General features: G+C 64.3%; 22 protein-coding genes and 1 pseudogene. 10 read left to right on the top strand and 13 right to left on the bottom strand.

The window, feature by feature from the left end; translation table 11 throughout:
* Window positions 1-150: 150 nt before the first annotated feature.
* The gene (gene tsf, locus ABZX65_RS29345) at window positions 151-987 is read right to left on the bottom strand and encodes a translation elongation factor Ts (RefSeq protein WP_355346492.1); all 837 of its coding nucleotides are present in this window, start codon (window positions 985-987) and stop codon (window positions 151-153) included.
* A 173-nt stretch (window positions 988-1,160) separates the two neighbouring features.
* A complete protein-coding gene (gene rpsB, locus ABZX65_RS29340; protein ID WP_355346489.1) occupies window positions 1,161-2,099 on the bottom strand; it encodes a 30S ribosomal protein S2 in 939 nt (312 codons plus the stop codon).
* Window positions 2,100-2,364: 265 nt separating this feature from the next.
* Between rpsB and ABZX65_RS29335 the strand changes: the two genes are divergently transcribed.
* Window positions 2,365-3,036 carry a peptidoglycan DD-metalloendopeptidase family protein gene (locus ABZX65_RS29335; protein ID WP_355346486.1) on the top strand — a complete coding sequence of 224 codons (672 nt, stop codon included), beginning with the start codon at window positions 2,365-2,367 and terminating at the stop codon, window positions 3,034-3,036.
* On the opposite strand, the gene ABZX65_RS29330 is transcribed toward ABZX65_RS29335, so the two are convergent.
* The 6 genes and pseudogenes from ABZX65_RS29330 to ABZX65_RS29305 all read right to left on the bottom strand — a co-directional run bounded on the left by ABZX65_RS29330 (window position 2,999) and on the right by ABZX65_RS29305 (window position 8,054).
* On the bottom strand, window positions 2,999-3,586 hold the full coding sequence (locus tag ABZX65_RS29330) for a helix-turn-helix domain-containing protein (RefSeq protein WP_355346483.1): 588 nt from the start codon (window positions 3,584-3,586) through the stop codon (window positions 2,999-3,001). The two genes, ABZX65_RS29335 and ABZX65_RS29330, sit on opposite strands and share 38 nt — an antisense overlap.
* Window positions 3,587-3,616: 30 nt before the next feature.
* Entirely contained in the window at window positions 3,617-4,453 is an 837-nt protein-coding gene (whiG, locus tag ABZX65_RS29325) for an RNA polymerase sigma factor WhiG (RefSeq protein ID WP_355346480.1), read from the bottom strand.
* 281 nt (window positions 4,454-4,734) lie between these two features.
* A complete protein-coding gene (gene dprA, locus ABZX65_RS29320) occupies window positions 4,735-5,901 on the bottom strand; it encodes a DNA-processing protein DprA (RefSeq protein WP_355346477.1) in 1,167 nt (388 codons plus the stop codon).
* Between the two features lie 194 nt (window positions 5,902-6,095).
* Window positions 6,096-6,731 (bottom strand): annotated as a pseudogene (locus ABZX65_RS29315) (ATP-binding protein); the annotation flags it as partial.
* Between the two features lie 229 nt (window positions 6,732-6,960).
* Entirely contained in the window at window positions 6,961-7,170 is a 210-nt protein-coding gene (locus tag ABZX65_RS29310; protein WP_355346474.1) for a DUF397 domain-containing protein, read from the bottom strand.
* Window positions 7,170-8,054 carry a helix-turn-helix transcriptional regulator gene (locus ABZX65_RS29305; protein ID WP_355346471.1) on the bottom strand — a complete coding sequence of 295 codons (885 nt, stop codon included), beginning with the start codon at window positions 8,052-8,054 and terminating at the stop codon, window positions 7,170-7,172. Before ABZX65_RS29305 ends, ABZX65_RS29310 begins: the two co-directional genes overlap by 1 nt.
* A 252-nt stretch (window positions 8,055-8,306) precedes the next feature.
* Here ABZX65_RS29305 and ABZX65_RS29300 point away from each other — a divergent pair, with 252 nt between their 5' ends.
* Genes ABZX65_RS29300 through ABZX65_RS29290 form a run of 3 tightly spaced genes read left to right on the top strand, consistent with a single transcriptional unit; the run spans window position 8,307 to window position 9,501 of the window.
* Entirely contained in the window at window positions 8,307-8,621 is a 315-nt protein-coding gene (locus ABZX65_RS29300; RefSeq protein ID WP_355346468.1) for a hypothetical protein, read from the top strand.
* Window positions 8,622-8,644: 23 nt separating this feature from the next.
* On the top strand, window positions 8,645-9,226 hold the full coding sequence (locus ABZX65_RS29295) for an ATP-binding protein (RefSeq protein WP_355346465.1): 582 nt from the start codon (window positions 8,645-8,647) through the stop codon (window positions 9,224-9,226).
* Complete coding sequence (locus tag ABZX65_RS29290; RefSeq protein ID WP_355346462.1) at window positions 9,223-9,501, top strand: helix-turn-helix transcriptional regulator; 279 nt, start codon at window positions 9,223-9,225, stop codon at window positions 9,499-9,501. Before ABZX65_RS29295 ends, ABZX65_RS29290 begins: the two co-directional genes overlap by 4 nt.
* 94 nt (window positions 9,502-9,595) lie before the next feature.
* Here ABZX65_RS29290 and ABZX65_RS29285 read toward each other — a convergent pair whose 3' ends face one another.
* Together ABZX65_RS29285 and ABZX65_RS29280 are read right to left on the bottom strand one after the other, a co-directional pair.
* The gene (locus ABZX65_RS29285; protein ID WP_355346459.1) at window positions 9,596-10,198 is read right to left on the bottom strand and encodes a TetR/AcrR family transcriptional regulator; all 603 of its coding nucleotides are present in this window, start codon (window positions 10,196-10,198) and stop codon (window positions 9,596-9,598) included.
* 177 nt (window positions 10,199-10,375) lie between these two features.
* Complete coding sequence (locus ABZX65_RS29280) at window positions 10,376-11,413, bottom strand: TetR/AcrR family transcriptional regulator (RefSeq protein WP_355346456.1); 1,038 nt, start codon at window positions 11,411-11,413, stop codon at window positions 10,376-10,378.
* Between the two features lie 174 nt (window positions 11,414-11,587).
* Between ABZX65_RS29280 and ABZX65_RS29275 the strand changes: the two genes are divergently transcribed.
* The 6 genes from ABZX65_RS29275 (at window position 11,588) to ABZX65_RS29250 (ending at window position 16,442) form a co-directional block, all read left to right on the top strand.
* Entirely contained in the window at window positions 11,588-11,926 is a 339-nt protein-coding gene (locus tag ABZX65_RS29275; RefSeq protein WP_355346453.1) for a hypothetical protein, read from the top strand.
* A 253-nt stretch (window positions 11,927-12,179) separates the two neighbouring features.
* Entirely contained in the window at window positions 12,180-12,383 is a 204-nt protein-coding gene (locus ABZX65_RS29270; RefSeq protein ID WP_355346450.1) for a hypothetical protein, read from the top strand.
* Between the two features lie 201 nt (window positions 12,384-12,584).
* Entirely contained in the window at window positions 12,585-12,743 is a 159-nt protein-coding gene (locus ABZX65_RS29265) for a hypothetical protein (protein WP_355346447.1), read from the top strand.
* A 5-nt stretch (window positions 12,744-12,748) separates the two neighbouring features.
* Window positions 12,749-14,926 (top strand): hypothetical protein, encoded by a 2,178-nt coding sequence (locus ABZX65_RS29260; RefSeq protein WP_355346444.1) that lies wholly within the window; start codon window positions 12,749-12,751, stop codon window positions 14,924-14,926.
* 76 nt (window positions 14,927-15,002) lie between these two features.
* Window positions 15,003-15,656, top strand: a complete 654-nt coding sequence (locus tag ABZX65_RS29255) for a hypothetical protein (RefSeq protein ID WP_355346441.1) — start codon at window positions 15,003-15,005, stop codon at window positions 15,654-15,656.
* 105 nt (window positions 15,657-15,761) lie between these two features.
* Window positions 15,762-16,442, top strand: coding sequence for a replication-relaxation family protein (locus tag ABZX65_RS29250; protein WP_355346438.1), 681 nt, complete (start codon window positions 15,762-15,764; stop codon window positions 16,440-16,442).
* 367 nt (window positions 16,443-16,809) lie between these two features.
* On the opposite strand, the gene ABZX65_RS29245 is transcribed toward ABZX65_RS29250, so the two are convergent.
* From ABZX65_RS29245 to ABZX65_RS29235, 3 genes are read right to left on the bottom strand one after another with little or no spacing between them, the layout of a single operon-like run.
* Window positions 16,810-17,508: a hypothetical protein gene (locus ABZX65_RS29245; RefSeq protein ID WP_355346435.1), complete on the bottom strand. Its 699-nt coding sequence runs from the start codon at window positions 17,506-17,508 to the stop codon at window positions 16,810-16,812.
* Between the two features lie 40 nt (window positions 17,509-17,548).
* Window positions 17,549-18,952, bottom strand: coding sequence for a site-specific integrase (locus tag ABZX65_RS29240; protein WP_355346432.1), 1,404 nt, complete (start codon window positions 18,950-18,952; stop codon window positions 17,549-17,551).
* Complete coding sequence (locus ABZX65_RS29235) at window positions 18,952-19,179, bottom strand: helix-turn-helix domain-containing protein (RefSeq protein WP_355346429.1); 228 nt, start codon at window positions 19,177-19,179, stop codon at window positions 18,952-18,954. Before ABZX65_RS29235 ends, ABZX65_RS29240 begins: the two co-directional genes overlap by 1 nt.
* Window positions 19,180-19,183 lie beyond the last annotated feature (4 nt).

The raw sequence follows: 19,183 nt of genomic DNA, 5'->3' as shown, positions 1-19,183 counted from the left end.
ACGTACGAAGGAGGCCATTGCCGCGGGTCCTCGTGGGTTCCCTGTACGGCAATGGCCTCCTCGTCACATCTGCGGCCGGTCGGCGGGCGGCCGACCGCGTACGACCCTAGCCGGGCCGTCGGTCATTCGCTGCTTTCGTGTCCAGCGCGATCAGACGCCGACGCGGAAACGCGCGAAACGCTTCAGCGTGACGCCGGCCTCGTCCAGCACCTTCTGGACGGTCTTCTTGGAGTCCTTCGCGAAGGCCTGCTCCAGGACGACGTTCTCCTTGAAGAAGCCGTTCACCCGGCCCTCGACGATGCGCGCCAGGGCGGCCTCGGGCTTGCCCTCCTCGCGGGCGGTGGCCTCGGCGACGCGACGCTCGTTCTCGACCTTCTCGGCCGGGATCTCGTCGCGGGACAGGGCGGTCGGCGCGAAGGCGGCGATGTGCTGGGCGACGTCCTTGGCGACCTGCGCGTCGGCCTTGTCCAGCTCGACCAGGACGCCGACCTGCGGGGGCAGGTCGGGGCTGGTGCGGTGCAGGTAGGAGGTCACGTAGGTGCCGGAGAACTGGGCGAAGCGGTCGAGCACGATCTTCTCGCCGAGGGTGGCGTTCGCCTCGTCCACGTACGCCTGGACGGTCTGGCCGTCCTTGATCTCGGAGCCGAGCAGCGCCGTGATGTCGGCCGGCTTGCTGGCGGCGACGTGGGCGGCGATGGCGTCGGCCACGGCGACGAACTTGTCGCCCTTGGCGACGAAGTCCGTCTCGCACTTCAGCTCGACGAGGACGCCCTCGGAGTTGTCGGCGGCGATCAGGGAGACGACCGCACCGTTGGAGGCCGAGCGGCCCTCGCGCTTGGTGACGCCCTTCTGGCCCTTGACCCGAAGGATCTCGACGGCCTTGTCCAGGTCGCCTTCGGCCTCCACAAGGGCGTTCTTGCAGTCCATCATGCCCGCGGCGGTCAGCTCGCGGAGCTTCTTGACGTCAGCGGCGGTGAAGTTCGCCATGGGTTTAAGTCTCTTCCCGAATGGTCGGTGGATCTACGGGTGGACGGCGGGGGCATGGGCCCCCGCCGTCGTCACGCGTGGTTCACGTCGTACGCGTCGTACGCGATACGCGTCCTGCTGCTGTGCGGTTGACCGGTGGTGCCGGTGTGCCGTCGGTACGGGTCGGAACAGGCTCAGGCCTGCTCGGACTCGCCCTCCGTGGCGGCCGGGGCGGCGTCGGCCGGAGCCTCGGCGGTCTCGGCGGCGGCCGGAGCGGCGTCGGCCGGAGCCTCGGCCTCGGCGGCGGGCGCCTCGGCAGCGGCGGCGGTCGCGTCGGCGGCGGGCGCCTCGTCGGCCTTCTTCTCGCCCTCGAGCAGGTCACGCTCCCACTCGGCGAGCGGCTCGGCGACGCCTTCGGCCTTCTTGTCACCGGTGGCGGCACCGGAGCGGGCGATGAGGCCCTCGGCGACGGCGTCGGCGATCACACGGGTGAGCAGCGTGACGGAACGGATCGCGTCGTCGTTGCCCGGGATCTTGTAGTCGACCTCGTCGGGGTCGCAGTTGGTGTCGAGGATCGCGACGACCGGGATGCGGAGCTTGCGCGCCTCACCGACGGCGATGTGCTCCTTCTTGGTGTCGACGATCCAGACGGCGCTCGGCACCTTCTGCATCTCGCGGATGCCGCCGAGGGTCTTCTCCAGCTTGTCCTTCTCGCGGGAGAGGACCAGCAGCTCCTTCTTCGTGAGGCCGGACGCGGCCACGTCGTCGAAGTCGATCTCCTCGAGCTCCTTCAGGCGCTGGAGGCGCTTGTAGACGGTCGAGAAGTTGGTGAGCATGCCGCCCAGCCAGCGCTGGTTGACGTAGGGCATGCCGACGCGGGAGGCCTGCTCCGCGATGGCTTCCTGCGCCTGCTTCTTGGTGCCGACGAACATGATGGAGCCGCCGTGCGCGACGGTCTCCTTGACGAACTCGTAGGCGCGGTCGATGTACGACAGCGACTGGAGCAGGTCGATGATGTAGATGCCATTGCGCTCGGTGAAGATGAAGCGCTTCATCTTCGGGTTCCAGCGACGGGTCTGGTGCCCGAAGTGGACGCCGCTCTCCAGCAGCTCCCGCATCGTGACGACGGCCATGGCCGTACTCCTTGAGGTACTCGGTTATCGCGACCGCCGGACGGCGGTCGCGCCTGACGTCCCGACGCGCCGTGCCACGAGGGACCGAGGGGCGCGGCCACCGTCCCGATGAGGGGAGTGGGTGGCGGGGCGTGCGAAGTCGACCCGGTGACCCGGATCGCCAGAGAAAGTGTACGGGACCGGTGGAGTGCCGGGCGACACCCGAGTTATCCACAGGCCAGGACCATGATCATCTTTCGCCGCCCGGATCCGGGATGCTCGTGCCATGGCACTTCACACGTGGTTGACGGTGGTGATGACAGCTCTGCTGACGGCCCTCCCCGGCGGCACGGGGACGGCGGGCGGCACGGGGACGGCGAGCGGCGCCGGTACGGCGGGCGGCGCGGGGTGCGCGGGCGCCGGCTCGGACGCGCGCTGCTGGCCCGTGACAGGGCCGGGAGTACGGGGGCGGCCGGCGGTGCTGCGCGCCTTCGAGCCGCCCGCGACGCCCTATGCCGCGGGACACCGCGGGGTCGACTTACGCGCGGGGCCGGGGAGCGTGGTGCGGGCGGCGGCTCCCGGCGAGGTGACCTTCGCGGGGAAGGTGGCGGGCACCGATGTCGTCGTGCTGCGGCTCGACCGGCCGGACGCGAGCCTGCGCGTCACCTATGAGCCGGTACGGGGGACGGTCGCGGTCGGCACCCGGCTCGCCGCGGGCGGGCCGCTGGGAGTGGTGACCGACTCCGCCGTCCACCGCTCACCCGGTTGCCTCCACTGGGGCCTCCTGCGGGGTGACGTCTACCTCGACCCGTTGACCCTGCTGCCGCCGTGGCTGCTGCGCGCGGGGCCCTCCCGGCTGCTGCCGGTGTTCGGCGCGGCGGCGGACGGGACGGAACGGAAAGCGGAGGCGGCAGCCCGGGTCAGGGGCGGCCGGTCACCCCGTGCAGCGCCATCGTGACGGCCGACTCGGTGATGTGGACGGGGTCTTCTGCGGCGCCGAGTTCGATCCGGCGGACCGCGGCGTCGACCACGCCTTGCAGGAGCATGGCGGTCAGGCGGGGCTCGGCGTGGCCGAGGGCCGCGAGGGCGGCGCCGACCATCGTGACCAGGCCGCCGTGGGCGGCGCGGATCTTCTCGCGGGCGCCCGCGTCCAGTTCACCGGCGGAGATCGCGACGACGGCGCGGTGGCGGCGGTCGCCGACCAGCGCGAGCTGGCTGCGTACGTAGGCCTCGATCTGACCCTCGGCGGTGTCGGCGGCCTGCATGGCGGCCTCGACCTCGGCGGCCCAGACGGGGAAGTCCACGGCGCACAGCTCCTCGACCACCGCGGCGCGGGAGCGGAAGTACTCGTAGACCGAGGAGCGCGCCAGTCCGGTGCGCTCGGCCAGGGCGGGGAAGGTCAGCGCCTCCGTGCCGCCCTCGGACAGCAGCGAACGCGCGGCGTCCAGCAGGGCCTGGCGCTGCATCGTCCGGTGTTCGGCCACCGAGGCCGCTCGAATCCTGGGCATCCCACCACTGTAGACACTGTGCCGCGCCTGTCACCGCCCGACGTCGGCCAGCTTTGCCCGTAGTTGGAGGACGGACTTGGTGTGGATCTGGCTGACCCTGCTTTCGGTGACGCCGAGTACCTGGCCGATCTCGGCGAGTGTCAGGCCCTCGTAGTAGTAGAGGGTGACGACGGTCTTCTCGCGTTCGGGAAGGGTGTTGACCGCGCGGGCGAGCAGTCGGCGCAGCTCACGGTCCTCGGCGACCTCGACGGGGTTGTCGGCGCCGGTGTCCTCCAGGGTGTCGACGAGGCTGAGCCGGTCGCCGCCCTCGCCGCCCGCGTGCAGGAGGTCCTCCAGCGCGACGACGTTGGCCAGGGACAGCGCGCTGAACACCGCGTGCAGGTCTTCGATCCCGACGCCCATCTCCGCCGCCACCTCGGGCTCGCTCGGAGTGCGGCGCAGCTTGGCCTCAAGGGTGGCGTAGGCGCGTTCGACGGCGCGCGCCTTCTGCCGGACGGAGCGCGGGATCCAGTCGAGCGCGCGCAGTTCGTCGATCATGGCGCCGCGGATACGGGTGATCGCGTAGGTCTCGAATTTGATCGCGCGTTCCGGGTCGAACTTCTCGATCGCGTCGATGAGTCCGAACACCCCGGAGGAGACGAAGTCGGCCTGCTCGACGTTGGCCGGGAGTCCGACGCTGACCCGGCCCGCCACGTACTTCACCAGCGGCGAGTAGTGCAGGATCAACTGCTCCCGCAGCCGGGCGTCCCCCGTGGACTTATAGGTCCGCCACAGTTCGTCGAGCGACGTGGGGGCGGCTGGCCGAGGGGAGGTGCGGGGGGCGGTCGCCGCCGTCGCCCGCTCGGACCCGGGGGTGTACTGGGGCATGTGCCGTTTTGAGCCGTTCTGCCGAGACGTGGGCGGGAAATCGAGCCTCCGCGAGCGTAGCGTGACCATAGTGTCGCTTATTGCTACATCATCCGTATGGGACATGCGCAGATACGTTCCTCTACCGGTGCGCGCTCACCGGACCGGCTATACCGCCCGGTACGGGGCCCGCGCGGGAGCCCCTCGGGTCATCATGGTGGGCCGCCGGGCCGCCCACGGCCGGTCCTACGATCGTCCCAGGTCACGGCGGTTTCCTGTCACCTGATGGTGTGTCGATGGCGTCAACCCTCCCGACGCGGCGCGCCGTCGTGCGCGGTACGGACCAACTTCCACCGCCCGTCGTCGCGTTCGACGAAGCCGAGGGCCTGCAATTCGTAGAGCCGTCTCAGCGTGTCGTCGCTGGTGGACCCCACGGCGAGGGCGATCTCCTCTTCGCAGGCGTCCCCTTGACCGGGGAGCGCTTCCAGTACGCGGGCCGCCGCCGGGTCGAGCAGATCGCGCGGCAGTACGGGTCCGCGGCGGGCGGGTGCGAGGTCGGCGCCGATCTCCCCCACCATCTCGATGACTTCGGCCGCGTCGGTCACCACCACGGCGTCCCCGCGCAGCAGTTCGTGCACCCCTTCCGACAGACCGCTCGTGCAGGGCCCCGGCACCCCCATCGTCACCCGCCCCAACTGGGCGGCCCGCCGCGCGGTGACCAGGGAACCGCTGCGGTAGCGCGCCTCGACCACCACCGTGCCGCGGGTCAGGGCGGCGATCACCCGGTTCCGCAGCACGAATCTGCTGCGGGTGGGGTGGTCGCCCGGCGGCAGTTCGCCGACGAGCAGGCCGCGTTCGGCGATCTCGCCGATCAACTGGGCGTTGCCCGGCGGGTACGGCACATCGACGCCGCTGGCCACCACGCCGATGGTGGCGCCGCCCGCCCGCAGCGCACCCCGGTGCACCACACCATCCACCCCGTAGGCGGCTCCCGAGACCACCACCCAGCCCGCCCGTGCCAGTCCCCCGCCGAGCCGCGCCGCCATGTGGGCGCCGTAGTCGGTGCAGGCCCGTGCGCCGACCACGGCCACCGAGCGCAGTGCCCACAGCCGTAGCGACGGCTGCCCGCGTACCCACAGGCCGTACGGGCGCTGCGGCCCGAGGTCGTCCAACTGCCCCGGCCAGTCGGCGTCCTCGGGGCACACGAACCGTCCTCCGGCTCGGCGTGCGGCCTCCAGATCCCCCTCGGGGTCGGCCCGAACCGACCGCGTCCGGTATCCGTCGGTCCGCCGCGGACCGGCTCCGGGCAGCGCCTCCCCCTCCCGTAGCGCGCGCAGCACCTCTTCGGCTCCCCTCTCCCGCAGCGCCCGCCCCACCACCTCGTCCCCGGGATCCGCGATCCGCGTGATCGCCACCCGCGCCAACCGCTCCGCCTCCGGCACGGCAGCCGCCAAGGCAGGTACCGCCAAAGCGGGCACCGTCGGCGGGGGCACCGCCAGCGTCGGTGGACCGGCCCCACCGGCCGCGGGGCCGATCTGAGAGCCATCGGCGGCCTGCGAACCCCGGACCCTCCCTGCGCCACCCTCGGCGGCTGAACCAGTGGCCGTCTCCTCCCCCGGCGGCCCGGCCCCATCGGGGCCCGGCGACCCCCTCCGCCGCCGCATCACACGCCTCCCGCTACGGGCACCCCGCGGCTGACACCGGTCCTGAGGTGGAGCGCCTGGAAGACGTCGTCGACGTGGGGGCGGTCGTGGCCCGCGAGGTCGGCGAGGGACCAGGCGACGCGCAGGACGCGGTCGAGGCCGCGGGCGGTGAGCAGGCCGCGTTCCATGTCGCGCTCGGCGGGGTGCAGGGCGCCGGGGGCGACGTGCCAGCGGGTGCGCATCTCGTGGCCGGGGATCTCGCTGTTCAGCTTCCAGGGGGTGTCCCGGTAGCGGGTCGCGGCACGCTCGCGGGCGGCGACGACCCGGGCGGCGACGGTGGCGGTGGATTCGCCGGGGCCCTGGCCGAGGAGGTCGGATCTGCTGACGGATTCCACTTCGACGCGCAGGTCGACGCGGTCCAGCAGCGGCCCAGAAAGCCTGCCCTGGTAGCGGCGGACGGCGGTGGGCGAGCAGTCGCAGCCCTCGCCCAGCATCGAGTAGCGCCCGCAGGGGCAGGGGTTGGCGGCGAGCACCAGCATGAAGCGGGCAGGGAGCCGCATCACGCCCGCCGCGCGGGCGACCACGACATGGCCCGATTCGAGCGGTTGCCGCAGCGCCTCCAGCGCCCGCACGCTGAATTCCGGAGCCTCGTCAACAACGTGACTACGTATCCCTTGGGCACTGCCCAGTCTACCGACCCACGCCCCCTTGACCAGGCAAGACGACTACTACGGCGGCAACCGTGCCAGGGGGTAGCCAGATGCCCCCGTCCGCTCGTAGGCCACACAGGGAAGTACAGCCCATCAACGGACGATCGGTGAACGCTAGGAGCGCTCGACCTCCGAGCTAGGTCGAGCGCTCCTGTTGGCGGATACTTTCGCGCCGCTACTCAGGCTTGAACTCGCCGTCTGCGACGCCACCCTGGAACGCTGCCCATTCGCCCGGCGTGAAGACGAGCGCCGGGCCGTTGCCTTGATCCTTGCTGTCACGCAGGGCGACGCGACCATCGCCCAGGAAGGCGACCTCGACGCACTGACCGTTGTTCTGGGAACGGCTGGACTTACGCCACACCGCGCCCGTGAGGTCCGAACTCATCATTGCGCAAACTCCTTTGCCGCTTGTCGAAGCATGTTCTGAGTGTCCTTGGCGTCCAAGGCCGCGTCCCAGATCGACGTGAACGCCTGGTCGTACCGCTCGATCTCTTGCGGCTTGTCGAGGTACAGATCGCCGGTGAAGCCCTCCATGTAGACGGTGGGCGGCTCCGTTGGCTGTCCGTCACCGTTGACAGGGAAGCGCAGGGTTGTGAAGGGTCCGGACATGAGTCCGTGGTGCAAGCCCGCCGCGAACGGCACGACTCGCAGTGAGACGTTCGGCAGCTCCATCGTCTCTACCAAGCGGTGCAACTGGCGAGCCATTACTTCACCTCCGCCGACCGGTTGGCGGAGGACGGCTTCACCAAGCGCCAGTTCCAGGGTGGGCGGAGCCGTCACCCTGGTCAGCAGCTCCTGCCGTGCCATCCGGACATGTACTCGACGTTCGATCTCGTCGTCATCGACGTCGGGGTTGTCCTTCTGGATCAGCGCTCGGGCGTAGTCCTCTGTCTGGACGAGGCCAGGCACCAAGTCCTTGATGTACTGACGCAGGCTCGTCGCCGCTCCCTCCAGCCCGATGAAGAGGTCGAATCCTTCCGGGATCACGTCACCGTAGGAGTGCCACCAACCACGACCCTTCGTCTCCTTAGCCAGGCCCATCAGCGCCTCGGCCAACTCGGCGTCAGCGCCGTACACCCGACACATCGCCTCAACGTCCAGGCTGCGCATGGACGTTTGCCCCGTCTCGATGCGCCAGATCTTCTGATCCGACCACTCCAGGGCAGTTGATGCCGCGCGCACGGTCAGCCGCGCACGATTGCGCAGCTCACGTAGGTGTCGCCCCAGTTGACGGCGAGGCACGGTCGAACCGCTTGCCGCTTCCACCACTCGGTGTACCTCCGATCTGGAATCCAGCTTACATCCGAAATGGAAGCCTACATCTTCCCATTATGGAATGGGAGATGTGCGTTCGAAGATATGGCTTCCAGATTTCCAATCTGGAGTGTTGCATATCCGAGTAGTCCAATGCTTCACTCGGATCATCACGCAGGGCGCAGGTGGATTGACCCCTCGTGATCGAGGGCGGGATGCACGTGACACCGACCGTTGCCGCCCCTCCACCCACCATGAGGAGGCGGGATGAAGCAACCCATCTATGGCTACATGCGGGCATATGAGGGCACGCCCGAAGAAGAGATCATGAAGGACGAGTTACGGCTCTTCCGCTGGGCGCAGGTCGAGGGGTACGACCTGGCGGTCATCTACCAGGAAGAGCAAGAGGGCAGCATCGCCGTGCTGACCGACCTGATCCGAGAACTCAAGCTCAACGGTGACGCAGCCGTGGTGGTGCCGTCCATGGAGCACTTCGGCACTAGCCGAGTTCTTCAGGAGCATCTGTCGGCCCACCTCGTCCACTGTGCCGACGTAGACGTGCATGAAGCGAGCGACCAATGATGCCGCCTACTTCGAGACTCCAGTTGGTCTCCAGCACCCGCCTCGGAGCGGTACTCACGGCAGTGGGCTTGTCGCGGGGCTTCATCCGACAGACGCTCACCGCTTGGCAGCTCACCGATCAGATCGACAGCGCCGAGCTGATCGTCTCCGAGCTGGTCACCAACGCGGTTAAGGAGACGCGCGTTCCTCACTCCTCGCCAATGTGGGAGAGAGTCACGACTCACCCCGTCATCGGGGTGCAGCTTCGCTTGGTCGACACGAGCTTGTACGTCGAGGTGTGGGACCAAGGCGACGGTTCACCCCAGATCCCCGAGCAGTCGCTTGACGCGGAGGGTGGTCGAGGACTCTTTCTCGTGGAGTCCTTGAGCAAGCAGTGGGACATCTACCGCCCCGCGGTCGGAGGCAAAGTCGTCTGGGCTGAGCTGCTGCTCGACAAGCCGGTGAACCCGTCGCTTCTCGTGGAGGCACTGCCGCTTCGTGATCCCGGGACTCATGGCCCCGTGGCCGGCGAGGCGTTGGAGCTGGTGGACATGGCGCTCATGCAGCGCGTCTTGGATGGGCTGCGATTAGCAGTACGGCGCGACATGGAAGCAGTCACCGTATGACAACGGCTTACAAGCAGAAGCGTCGTCGCCCGAGCAAGCTCAACCAGGAACCAGCGGCGGTCACGTGGGCACGCGAAAAGGTTGGCCTCACGAAACGGGCACTGGCCAGAGCGGTTGGGATCTCCGAACAACTCATGAACGAGATCGAGTCTGGGTGGCGTAGTGCTACCCCTGCCAACCTGAATAAGATTGCCGACGTTCTCAACTGTCCGGTGGTGGTGCTGGAACGCAAGCGATGCACTGAGGGGATGCCGTGTAGCAGCGCTCCAACTTGAGAGGTTCCGAGACATACCCCGCAACGAAGAACACCCCGCTGTCCACAACGGACACGGGGTGTTCTTCGTTGTGGGGCGGGGTGGTGGGGGATGTCTACAGAAGGTGGTCGATCAGCAGCTTGGCTGAACTGTAGCCGGACTGTTCGGGGTGCTTCACGATCCGCGACAGCAGACCGAGAAGCAGGAACTCAGCCACATCCGACGCAGAGCTGAGTCGTGCGTCGTCGGCCCTCCAGTGTGCCACGAGCAGCCTGCCGAGGAGGTCGGCGAGCTGGTCGAAGTCGACGATGACGATCTCGCCACTCTCCACGGTTGCCTTGGTGGACCTGATGTCACGGCCCGCAGGCAGAAGTGCGACCGCGAGAGCGGGGCCTATCGACAGCACGTCGGCCAGCTTGAGGATGAAATATGTCATCTCGTCTGCGGCCGATCCCTGTGCGAGGGCCGTCTCGGCCGTGTCCACGATGGGAAGCAGCCGCGAGGCATACGCCCCGAGGACGACAGCTTGTTTGGTGGGGAAATAGCTGTCGATCGTCGCAGTGCTGACACCCGAGTCACGGGCGATGTCACCACCGACCACGCCATACCAGCCGTGTGCATCGAACAGCACCAGTGCGGCAGTAGTAATGCGGCTGATAGAACGCCTCCGCTTGGTGGCGGCGGCGCGCTGCTGCGAGGTAAGTTCTTCTGTTGACATTGCAACTCTCCGAGGTGTCGATTTGGACGAAGCACCCCGGCAACTAATGGAATAGTTGACGTAGCGCTTCCCCCAAAGACAGCGGAGAGGGCTATTGCTTATGCAGCAATCTGTGTATATTTATAACACATTTTAGCAATCAAAGCAATATCTACCCCTGGTGCTAACGAGTCGGCATTATCTATCCGACCATGCGTGCACCCGTTGCATCCAGCCCACTGGATCAAGTCCAGCATCGAGAAATTGCAAGGTCGCTTCGGCTTTTCCATCATCGGCTCTGTTTGACTTCTCGATCCCTACGAGCCCCCGATCTTCCACCGTGAACCTGGTAGTAAAGCGGCTGACTGTCACCTCTAGAATCGGCTCCCCGTCTTCCTCGTAAGTCTGCCACTCTCCACCCCAGGCGTCTGATTCATCGTCTTCTTGCCATTCGCGTGTGCGGCCGTCTCCGAACAACACCATACGAAAGACTCTGCCTGCGATGGTCTTAACGATCTGCTGCTGAAGGTCTGCTTTCTCTCGAAGCTGATCGAGATGAATTTGCAGCGTCGACAGGTCCGTCTCGGGAGAAGTGGCGCACAGCAGCTCGCTGCACACGTCATACGTGACATCGATGGGCGTACTAGGCCATGCTGAATGGTGAAGACTTAGCAGGAAGGCGTTTGCGTGGTAGAGGGCTGTCTGCGCGGGGATTCCCGTATCGAAAGCGCCTCTAACGAATCGGCCACTACCGGACAGGAACGGCTCACCGTCGAGGATGGCGAGTAGGCCAGTCATGATCCACCCGGCGGGCTCGTCGGTGATGTTGAAGCGTTCACTCCTCTCGGGGGTCGTCTCGAAGAAGGCTCGCACCATGGCCATGGTCAGGGCGCGGTGGTGGTGACTCACCTTGGCGACGGCGTGGACGTAGCGCACCAACTCGGCCACCCGATCCGGCGGGTCATAGGTGTGCTCGATGAAGGCAGTTGTGATCGGGTCGATGACCGGCGAGAGCAGCCGTTGATAGGCGATGTGCAAGACGTCGTACTTCGTTGGGTAGTGGTTGGAGATCGTGGCAGCACTGACACCAGCAGCTTCGGCGATCTGCTCAAGTGTGTAGTCGCCGCGTTCTTGCTCCCCGTACAGGTCGAGCGTGCCGTTCACGATCGCCTCGCGTGTACGCCTGCGCTTCGTCTCCGCCGCGCGCTGCCTAGGTCCTAGCTCCTCTTCGCCCATGCAGCCAGGCTACTCCAACCTGTAACCCACCCCAACTTTGGGCAACCCTAGGTTGGGGTTGACTTAAATTGGGGTCGGCCCTAGCTTGAAGAGGCGGAGCTGCCAGCAGGCCGGCTCGCCGTAGACGTGGACGTTCCAACGGCGCCTGCGTCACACCTAGATGGAGGGGAACCAATGGGCAGCGACCTGGTTCGTAGGGGCTACGACTTGCCGGAACGGCGTCCGCGCCGCGAAGCAGCCCGGCAGGCACGAGAGTTCGGGGAGATCCAGCACCGAGGAGAGCTGGACATTGCTCAGCTCGTCAACACCGGCAAACACGAAGAAGTGCGGGCGATCCTGCGCAAGCGGATCACCGAGGACGGCATCCAGGACGTCACGGACATCGCTCACCTCACGGTGGAACTGGCGGGTAACGACCCGTTCCTTGCCAGCCTGCTCGTTCCCATCGCCCAGGAGTTCGCTCGTACGACGGCACGTGACATCCGGGACTTCGGCCGTCGCAGGTCGCTCTGATGTCGTGGGTTGACGTGCTCTATGCGGGGATCGGGCCCGGCTTGTACTTCGGCGTCATCGGCATTTCGGCCTTGGTCTGTTGGATCGAGGATCTGGGCCGGGAGCGTAGGAGGCGACCGCTCACAGCCGCCCAGCAGTACCGCGTGATGCGCGACCGCAAGGAAGACACCATCCGTCGCCTGCACGAGGTGGTGCGGGAAACCCGTGGGCCATCTCGCCGGGACACGCGGCGACGGTAACGAGAAGGGTGTTCATGCATAGAGACACAGACACCGCTGACGGCATCTTCTACGTCTTCGGCGGCACGGTCAGGCTCTTCCGACTCTCCTGGTGGCTCAACCGCAAGTTCGGTTGGCACGTTCGGAACAACCACCCCGCCGTGATGCTCACTCGCTACGACCGAGGTCACACCTGGCGGATGTTGCCCGGCTTCTGCGGTGGACGGCAGCTCAGGTAAGGCGCGACCACAACGTAGTGCGGCGGCCCCTGTCGGCGAAGCCATGTGGTGGCGTCCATAGAGGAAGACAGCCGACCGCTGGCCATAGTCACCTCTACAGGGCACGACTTCGAGACGCGGGGCCGCAGCGTTGATCCCTCCGTTCCAACTCGCCGCCGGCCACGAGCCGTGGTCGGCGGGTTTCACCGGGGAGGTGCTGCTGTGAAGAAGGCTCGGAGCTACTTGCTACTGCTCTTGCTGGCCGCGTTCACGATCCACATGCTCTGGCTGGCCATCGCGCCGTTGGTGCCGTACCTCGTGAGTGGACTCGCCATCGTGCTGGTGCTCGGCTTCATCTACTACCGCATGACCAAGTGGTGACGGCCGTGTCCAAGAAGCGCGAGACCTACGACCTGACGTTCCCCACCGACATGAACGCCGACCAGGTCGCCACGTGGCTGCGTGCGATGAGCGGCACACTCACCAGCGGCCCCCGTCGACTCCTGGGCGTGTCGTGCATCGGGTTCGAGGTGGAGGCGACAGAGCACGGCATCTCGTACCGGCTCCAGGTACCCGAGAAAACGGCGCACTTCGTCGTCAGCCAGTTCCGCTCTATGTTGCCCGGCTCTACCGCTCAGCCGGCGGTGACCCTTGAACCTCGCTACCAGTGGACGACCGCGGTGGAGCTGGGACAGACGAACCCACGCCGCACGCTCGGCACCGTGAACCCCGACGCCACGGCGACGAGCATCCTGACGAACATGCAGGGGCTCGGCCAGGGTGAAGCACTGCTTCTCCAGTGGGTGGTGTCCCCAGCAATTCGGGAGCGTCTACCGCAGGCGCCGGCGGAGGGGATGACCCACGGTTCCACGGGGCGGCTCCTCGGTGGTCGGGTTGACCGGGACTTGGTCGCCGACCGTAGGGCGAAGCTCGCTGAACCCAACTTCCTCGGCGTGCTGCGAGTGGCCGTGAAGGCTCCTTCCTCTGCGCGCGGAGACCAGTTGCTTGCCCAGCTTCGTTCCAGCCTCGCCAGTGTCGGAGGAGCCGACAACCGCTTGAAGCGACGACTCGTGTCGTCCCGCCGGGTGGTCGAGCGCGTCCACCAGGCCGCCGTGCCCACGGTGTTTCCGGCCGTCCTCGCGGCCTCCGAGTTGGTTGGTCTGCTGGCCTGGCCGATCGGGAACCCGTACGTTGCAGGGTTGCCCGCGAGCCGCACGCGTCAGTTGGTCGCTACTGGTGCCATCCCTCGATCTGGCCGGGTGATCGCACGGAGCAACTTCCCAGGGAACGAGCGGTTGTTGGCGCTCTCGCCCGAAGAGTCCACCTGGCACCTGCAAGTCGTCGGCCCGACCGGCAGCGGGAAGACGGCGCTTCTTACCAACCTCATCGCCCAGGACATGAACGCCGGGCGTGGAGTGGTGCTCATCGAGAGCAAGGGGGACTTGTTCAAGGCGGTACTCGACCGTGTGCCTAAACACCGCGTTCACGACGTCGTGCTCCTGGACGTGGGAGACACGGACTATCCGGTTGGCTTCAACATCTTGCAGGGGTCGCCCTTTGTGGTAGCCGCCGATATCCAACGGCTCTTCGACCACCTGTACCCGCAGGACGCCCGAGGGGTACGCGTCCGGCAGGGCTTCTACCACCTGATCCTGACACTCATGATGTCGGCAGGGTTCTCCGAGCCGCTGACGTTCGCGGACATCGGGTCGCTGGCAGTGCCGAGACCGAACGAGGTCGAGTTCGCCCGCCGCCTGGTGGCCGGTGTCGGACACGTGGAAGAGCTGACTCAGTGGTGGGCCGGGGTAGATGACCGCAGCAGGGCCGCCCACTTCCAGCCGGTTATGGACCGGATCTGGCAGCTCAACAACCGGCGGTCGCTGCGGAACATCATCGGGCAGAGCGTCAGCACGATCGACCTACGCGACGTGATCCGAGAGAACAAGATTCTGCTCGTCAACCTCGGTCGTGCCACGGAAGGAAAGGAGACGGCTGGTCTCCTTGGAAGCCTGCTGCTGAACTCGCTCTGGAGCGCGGTCCAGGGAGGGGCAGCCAACCCGGCTCGACCTACGATGCTCTACCTCGATGAGTTTCAGGACTTCCTGAACCTCCCGATTGCACCGGCCGATATGTTCGCCCAGGCGCGTTCTCTGGGACTGGCAATGACCGTGGCGCACCAGTTCCTCGGTCAGCTCAGCCGGGAACTCCAGGACGCCACAGCCAACAATGCCCGCTCGACAGTCGTCTTCCAAACGTCTGCCGACGAGGCCAGAACATTTGCTCGCGGGTTCGGTGGCACTGTGACCGAAGCCGACTTCATGAACCAACGGCGCTTCGAGGTGATCGCCCGGCTCGCCACCAGCGATGGCGTCAGTCGTCCGGTTACCGGGGTCACACTGCCGCCGGGAGATCCGACGGGTCTTGCGGACGAGGTGCGGCGGTTGTCCCGAGCGACCTACGGCAGGCCGGCGGGCAAGGTGGAAGTGGAGATTCAACGGCGCCGCGGCGGTCAGCCAGCCCCGAAGGCTTCTACGCGACCACGCCGGTTCGGTGGACCACGGTAACCACCTGACTGGAACGAGGGCAGAGGTGTACCCTGCTCGGTTCGACACTCGGCGGCGCACAATCGGAGGTAGGGCGTTGGCAGACATCAAGAAGTTGGCGGAACAGTTGGACCAGTTGGTCGGCGAGTACGCCAGCCTCGTGCAAAAGAGTCAGTACGACGATGCTTCAGATTTCCCCGCTGAGATTCGGGTCATAATGAACCGCTTGGAATCTGCAATCGAGCGCATCACCGTACCGGGAAGTGTGTACAGGAGACAGCTAGAGCACTACAAGGATTTCGGCAACTCCTTCAAGCTACAGGAGTTCGTCGGCATCGCGGCTGCGCTGAGGGATGACCTCAAGGCTGGTCTGATTGAGTCTGTCGTGGAGCTGGTACACGCCGACACCTACAGTGATTACTTGGAGATGGCTGACGGGCTGCTGGACACCGGTCACAAAGACGCGGCGGCGGTCATTACTGGCACTTCTCTTGAGGTTCACGTGCGTGCGCTCTGCGTCAAGCACAGCATCGATATCGCCCTTCCCAGCGGAGCGCCGAAGAAGGCTGACGTCATGAACTCCGACCTAAAGAAAGAGGGTGTCTACGACACCCTCCAACAGAAGCAGATTACGTTCTGGATGGATCTCCGGAACAAGGCGGCTCATGGTGACTACGCATCGTATGACGCACAGCAAGTGCGCCTGTTCATTGATGGCGTCCGGGCCTTCATGTTGAAGTATCCGGCGTAGGCCAACCCCGTAGGGCAGGGGTGGGCTGGCCGTAGGTCTACCCCTGTACTAATAGTCGGTCTGACCAGCAAGAACGCCGTGGCCTATCAGGGCGGGAGGACGATCGTGGAACTGACCAACCGGGACTATGACGTTCTCAAGCTCACCCGCACCTTTTCTCAGCTCGCTTCTACGCACATCACGGAGCTGTTGTTCGCGGATAGGTCGCACTCGGTGCCGGACAAGGTGCTCGGTCGGTTGATGCGACTCGGCTACCTGTCGCGGGTGGGGCGCCGTGCCACTGGCGACAAGGGCGGAGCCGGAGCGTTCGTGTACCAGCTCGGCCGTGCTGGTCGTCTTCTCCTGGATGTGGAAGGGCGGCCCTCCCCAAACGTCAGCAACCACGCCCTCATGATTGCGGACACCTACCTTGAACTGCGGCGAGCGGAGAAGGCCGGCGTCCTCACCGTGAAGCACTGGGCCGTTGAACTCCCTGTTCCTCCGGTGGTACGGGCTGACCTCTTTGTGTCGCTGGACTTCCCAGGGCAGCAGCGCAGTAGTAGCTACTTCCTAGAGATCGACCTTGGGACAGAGGCCCCTGTGCGTATCCGGGAGAAGGTAGCGGGGTACTGGCGGGCAGTAGAGGCGAGCACAGAGGACTTCTTCCCGTACGTGGTGTTTGTTGTGCGTCAGCAGGTACGCAAGAACGAGATTGGACGCATCCTCCGAGGGTTGCCGGAGGAGCACCGGGAGATGGTGAGGGTCCTCCTGATCGGGGAGCTTATCCCGCAACTGATGCAGCTTTAGGATTGTTGTATTTAGTACAGTATTAACAGAGGTGAAGCGCATTGAATAACAGGGGTAGAAGGAGGATAATGGAAGGAGGGATAAATGAGGGATGTAACCATGAGGCGACGGGCAAGGAATCCACTACTTCCACAACTTTTATGGGGACCACAAAAACGAAAACATCGCGGCATCACCAACGTGGCAGTCCTGCGTGTTCCAGCACAACCAGCGATTTACGGTCGAACGATCGAGGATCTTTTGCTGGCGGCAGGCCTTACATGCGGAATTTGCCTATATCTTCTTCTACTCTACTGAAAACTAGTCTGCATAGAGTGTCCACTGGCTGTGGTCTCAACAGCCTCTGCGCCTAGGAGTACACGGACGATTACCGGGACTGCGGTCTGATCCTACGCTTTCCTGGTGCGAAGGCCGCATAACCTCTGTCGTGATCTTCTGGCTCTAAAGGAATGGTGTCCCATAACTTTGGATCAAATGGATCACAGCTCAATACTACCCATATCATCCAATCGCCGTTGCGCCGCTGAAAGTCACCGATGACATAGGACACTTCCTGTTCGGGTGGAATAGTTCTTACACCATCACTGACAGGTGCCCAGATATCCATCTTTACACGACCTGACCTTATTGCATCAAGCATGTCATCTTGCGTGAACCATAAGGCTGCTTTGTAAACATACACCGTTACAAATGCTCGGACCTGATCATGCGGAATCTCAACTTTATCCTTATAAGCTGTGCGCGTGAAGGGGGTTGCGACGTTCCAGTCAAGCCCGGAAAGGTCGAGCCAACTATTGTAGAGCAGCGTATTTTTGTTGAGGTTGGGTACCTCTTGCCGCAGTAGCGTCTGATCGACGTTCGATGCGCTCGTCGACTCCCTAAGATGGATTACATCAGTTGAGAAGCCTCTCTCTGGGTCACTTGAGTGGTATGTATTATGCAGAGTGGGGAGTTGTAGGTGTTTCTTCACGGGTTGAGTGATTATGAGTTGCCCCTCCTTGTCCTTGAACTGCAAAAATACAAATTCCTTCCCTTCGCGTTTGAGGTTGACGTAATAGCGATCCATGCCTTCATTGTATAGGGTCAATCCAATTGGTGGTAGGTCTCTAGGTTTTGACGGCTAAGTTGACGGCTACAATGCCGACAATCAGCGTTCGACGACGCACTCGCCAGTACGCGTCCACCTCTGTTATTCGAGCCTGCCAAGGGTGATGCGGGAGTCCAGATTCTAATTTTGGTACTGGCATTCGGGGGTTCGAATCCCTCCATCCCAGCCATGAAAAGTCACTGAATAACCTCGGTGATTTTTTTGTTGGCTCTGAAAACTGATCACTCAAACTCGTCATTTTTGAGGTTTGACGGCTAAGTTGACGGCTACCGTTGCCGTCGCCCTCAACGGCCGCAGGGAAGTAAGCACCTTCCATACTTTTCAACGCATCACGCCTGGAGTCCATCGTGTCGTGCTGATAGATCTGCTGAGTTATCGATACATGTGAGTGCCCGAGGATGAGCTGAGCGTCACGTGCAGGAACGCCGAGGTTCTTAAGGACAGTCGCGGCGGTATGGCGAACGTGGTGGAGCTTAATTCGTCGGAGCTTGTGACGAGCGCAGATGAACTGAAACGCTCGCGTGAAGTTATACGGCTCAATAGGGCGTCCGGACGACGACGTGAATATCAGGTCCGCGTCTGATATCGAGGACTGCTCTTCTCGGTGCAACGCCAGCGCTTCGGCAACGACAGTGACTAAGGGAAGGTCTCGCCGTCCCGCTTGAGTCTTGACCGGCCCCTGCTGAACTTCGCCACCAGCGCGGAAGACTTGCTGCCGGATGTGTAGTTCACGGCGAACTAGGTCGATATCTCCCCATCGAAGGCCGATAGCTTCTCCGCGACGGAGCCCGTAGAGAGCAATAAGGAGAAAGGCCGGATACCATTTGTGACCCTTGGCCACTTCCAAGAAGCGGCTTACCTCGCTAGGGGTCCACGGCTGGATCTCTGCACGCTGGAACGGCCGTACCTCCACCAAGCGCGCAACATTGCGAGTGATGAGTTCTTCGCGCATAGCTCGGGTAAGGGCCGAGCTTAGTATGTCTCGAAGTGTCTGCACCTTGCGAACGGAGTGTCCCTCTGTCGAGTGCTGATTGAGGAACCGCTGTAGGACCGCGACGGATAGTCTGGAAAAACTGAGGTGTCCTAGATGCGGCTTCAAATAGAGACGAACATTAGACTCATACAAGTCGTAGGTCGTGCCGCGACGATTTGGCTTCACGACCTCGGCAAGCCAGTAGTCCAAGTAGTCGCCCAGCAGCCACTTCTTGTCCGCAACAAGGATGCCTTGCTGGTTCTTCGCCTTAGCTTCGGTGAGCTTGCCGTGCACCTCGGCGCGGGTGACGCCATAAAGGCGCACCCGCTTTCGTGTTCCACTGGAGGTCTGGACGTAGACGGCACCTTCATACCGTCCATCCTTGCGTCGGTAAATCGTGCCTTCGCCGTTTGCACTACGGCGAGCCATCAGGCAAATGACTCCCGCGAGATCCGCTGTAGGTAGGTGCTCAGGGCTTCAGCCGGGATGAAACGTCTCCTTCCAATCCGCACACTGTCGAGGACACGCGATCGGATCAAGTCATAGAGCTTCCATTTAGAGATCCGCAGTCGCAAGTACGCCTCGCGCACCGTGAGAAGGAGCGGTGTATCGATGTCGCCGCGGAGGCCGTTGGGCTGGGTGTTTTCTTCGTTCATATAA

It is taken from the genome of Streptomyces sp. NPDC003300, assembly GCF_040610915.1.
Lineage (GTDB): Bacteria > Actinomycetota > Actinomycetes > Streptomycetales > Streptomycetaceae > Actinacidiphila.
The sequence above is the reverse complement of the archived record's forward strand: the minus strand, read 5'-3'. Positions and strand labels throughout refer to the sequence as shown.

What these genes read in the sequence shown, in the direction of transcription:
- tsf (WP_355346492.1), bottom strand. Translation starts at nt 987, where the DNA reads ATGGCGAACTTCACCGCCGCTGACGTCAAGAAGCTCCGCGAGCTGACC.
- rpsB (WP_355346489.1), bottom strand. Translation starts at nt 2,099, where the DNA reads ATGGCCGTCGTCACGATGCGGGAGCTGCTGGAGAGCGGCGTCCACTTC.
- ABZX65_RS29335 (WP_355346486.1), top strand. Translation starts at nt 2,365, where the DNA reads ATGGCACTTCACACGTGGTTGACGGTGGTGATGACAGCTCTGCTGACG.
- ABZX65_RS29330 (WP_355346483.1), bottom strand. Translation starts at nt 3,586, where the DNA reads ATGCCCAGGATTCGAGCGGCCTCGGTGGCCGAACACCGGACGATGCAG.
- whiG (WP_355346480.1), bottom strand. Translation starts at nt 4,453, where the DNA reads ATGCCCCAGTACACCCCCGGGTCCGAGCGGGCGACGGCGGCGACCGCC.
- ABZX65_RS29310 (WP_355346474.1), bottom strand. Translation starts at nt 7,170, where the DNA reads ATGAGTTCGGACCTCACGGGCGCGGTGTGGCGTAAGTCCAGCCGTTCC.
- ABZX65_RS29300 (WP_355346468.1), top strand. Translation starts at nt 8,307, where the DNA reads ATGAAGCAACCCATCTATGGCTACATGCGGGCATATGAGGGCACGCCC.
- ABZX65_RS29290 (WP_355346462.1), top strand. Translation starts at nt 9,223, where the DNA reads ATGACAACGGCTTACAAGCAGAAGCGTCGTCGCCCGAGCAAGCTCAAC.
- ABZX65_RS29285 (WP_355346459.1), bottom strand. Translation starts at nt 10,198, where the DNA reads ATGTCAACAGAAGAACTTACCTCGCAGCAGCGCGCCGCCGCCACCAAG.
- ABZX65_RS29280 (WP_355346456.1), bottom strand. Translation starts at nt 11,413, where the DNA reads ATGGGCGAAGAGGAGCTAGGACCTAGGCAGCGCGCGGCGGAGACGAAG.
- ABZX65_RS29275 (WP_355346453.1), top strand. Translation starts at nt 11,588, where the DNA reads ATGGGCAGCGACCTGGTTCGTAGGGGCTACGACTTGCCGGAACGGCGT.
- ABZX65_RS29270 (WP_355346450.1), top strand. Translation starts at nt 12,180, where the DNA reads ATGCATAGAGACACAGACACCGCTGACGGCATCTTCTACGTCTTCGGC.
- ABZX65_RS29245 (WP_355346435.1), bottom strand. Translation starts at nt 17,508, where the DNA reads ATGGATCGCTATTACGTCAACCTCAAACGCGAAGGGAAGGAATTTGTA.
- ABZX65_RS29240 (WP_355346432.1), bottom strand. Translation starts at nt 18,952, where the DNA reads ATGGCTCGCCGTAGTGCAAACGGCGAAGGCACGATTTACCGACGCAAG.
- ABZX65_RS29235 (WP_355346429.1), bottom strand. Translation starts at nt 19,179, where the DNA reads ATGAACGAAGAAAACACCCAGCCCAACGGCCTCCGCGGCGACATCGAT.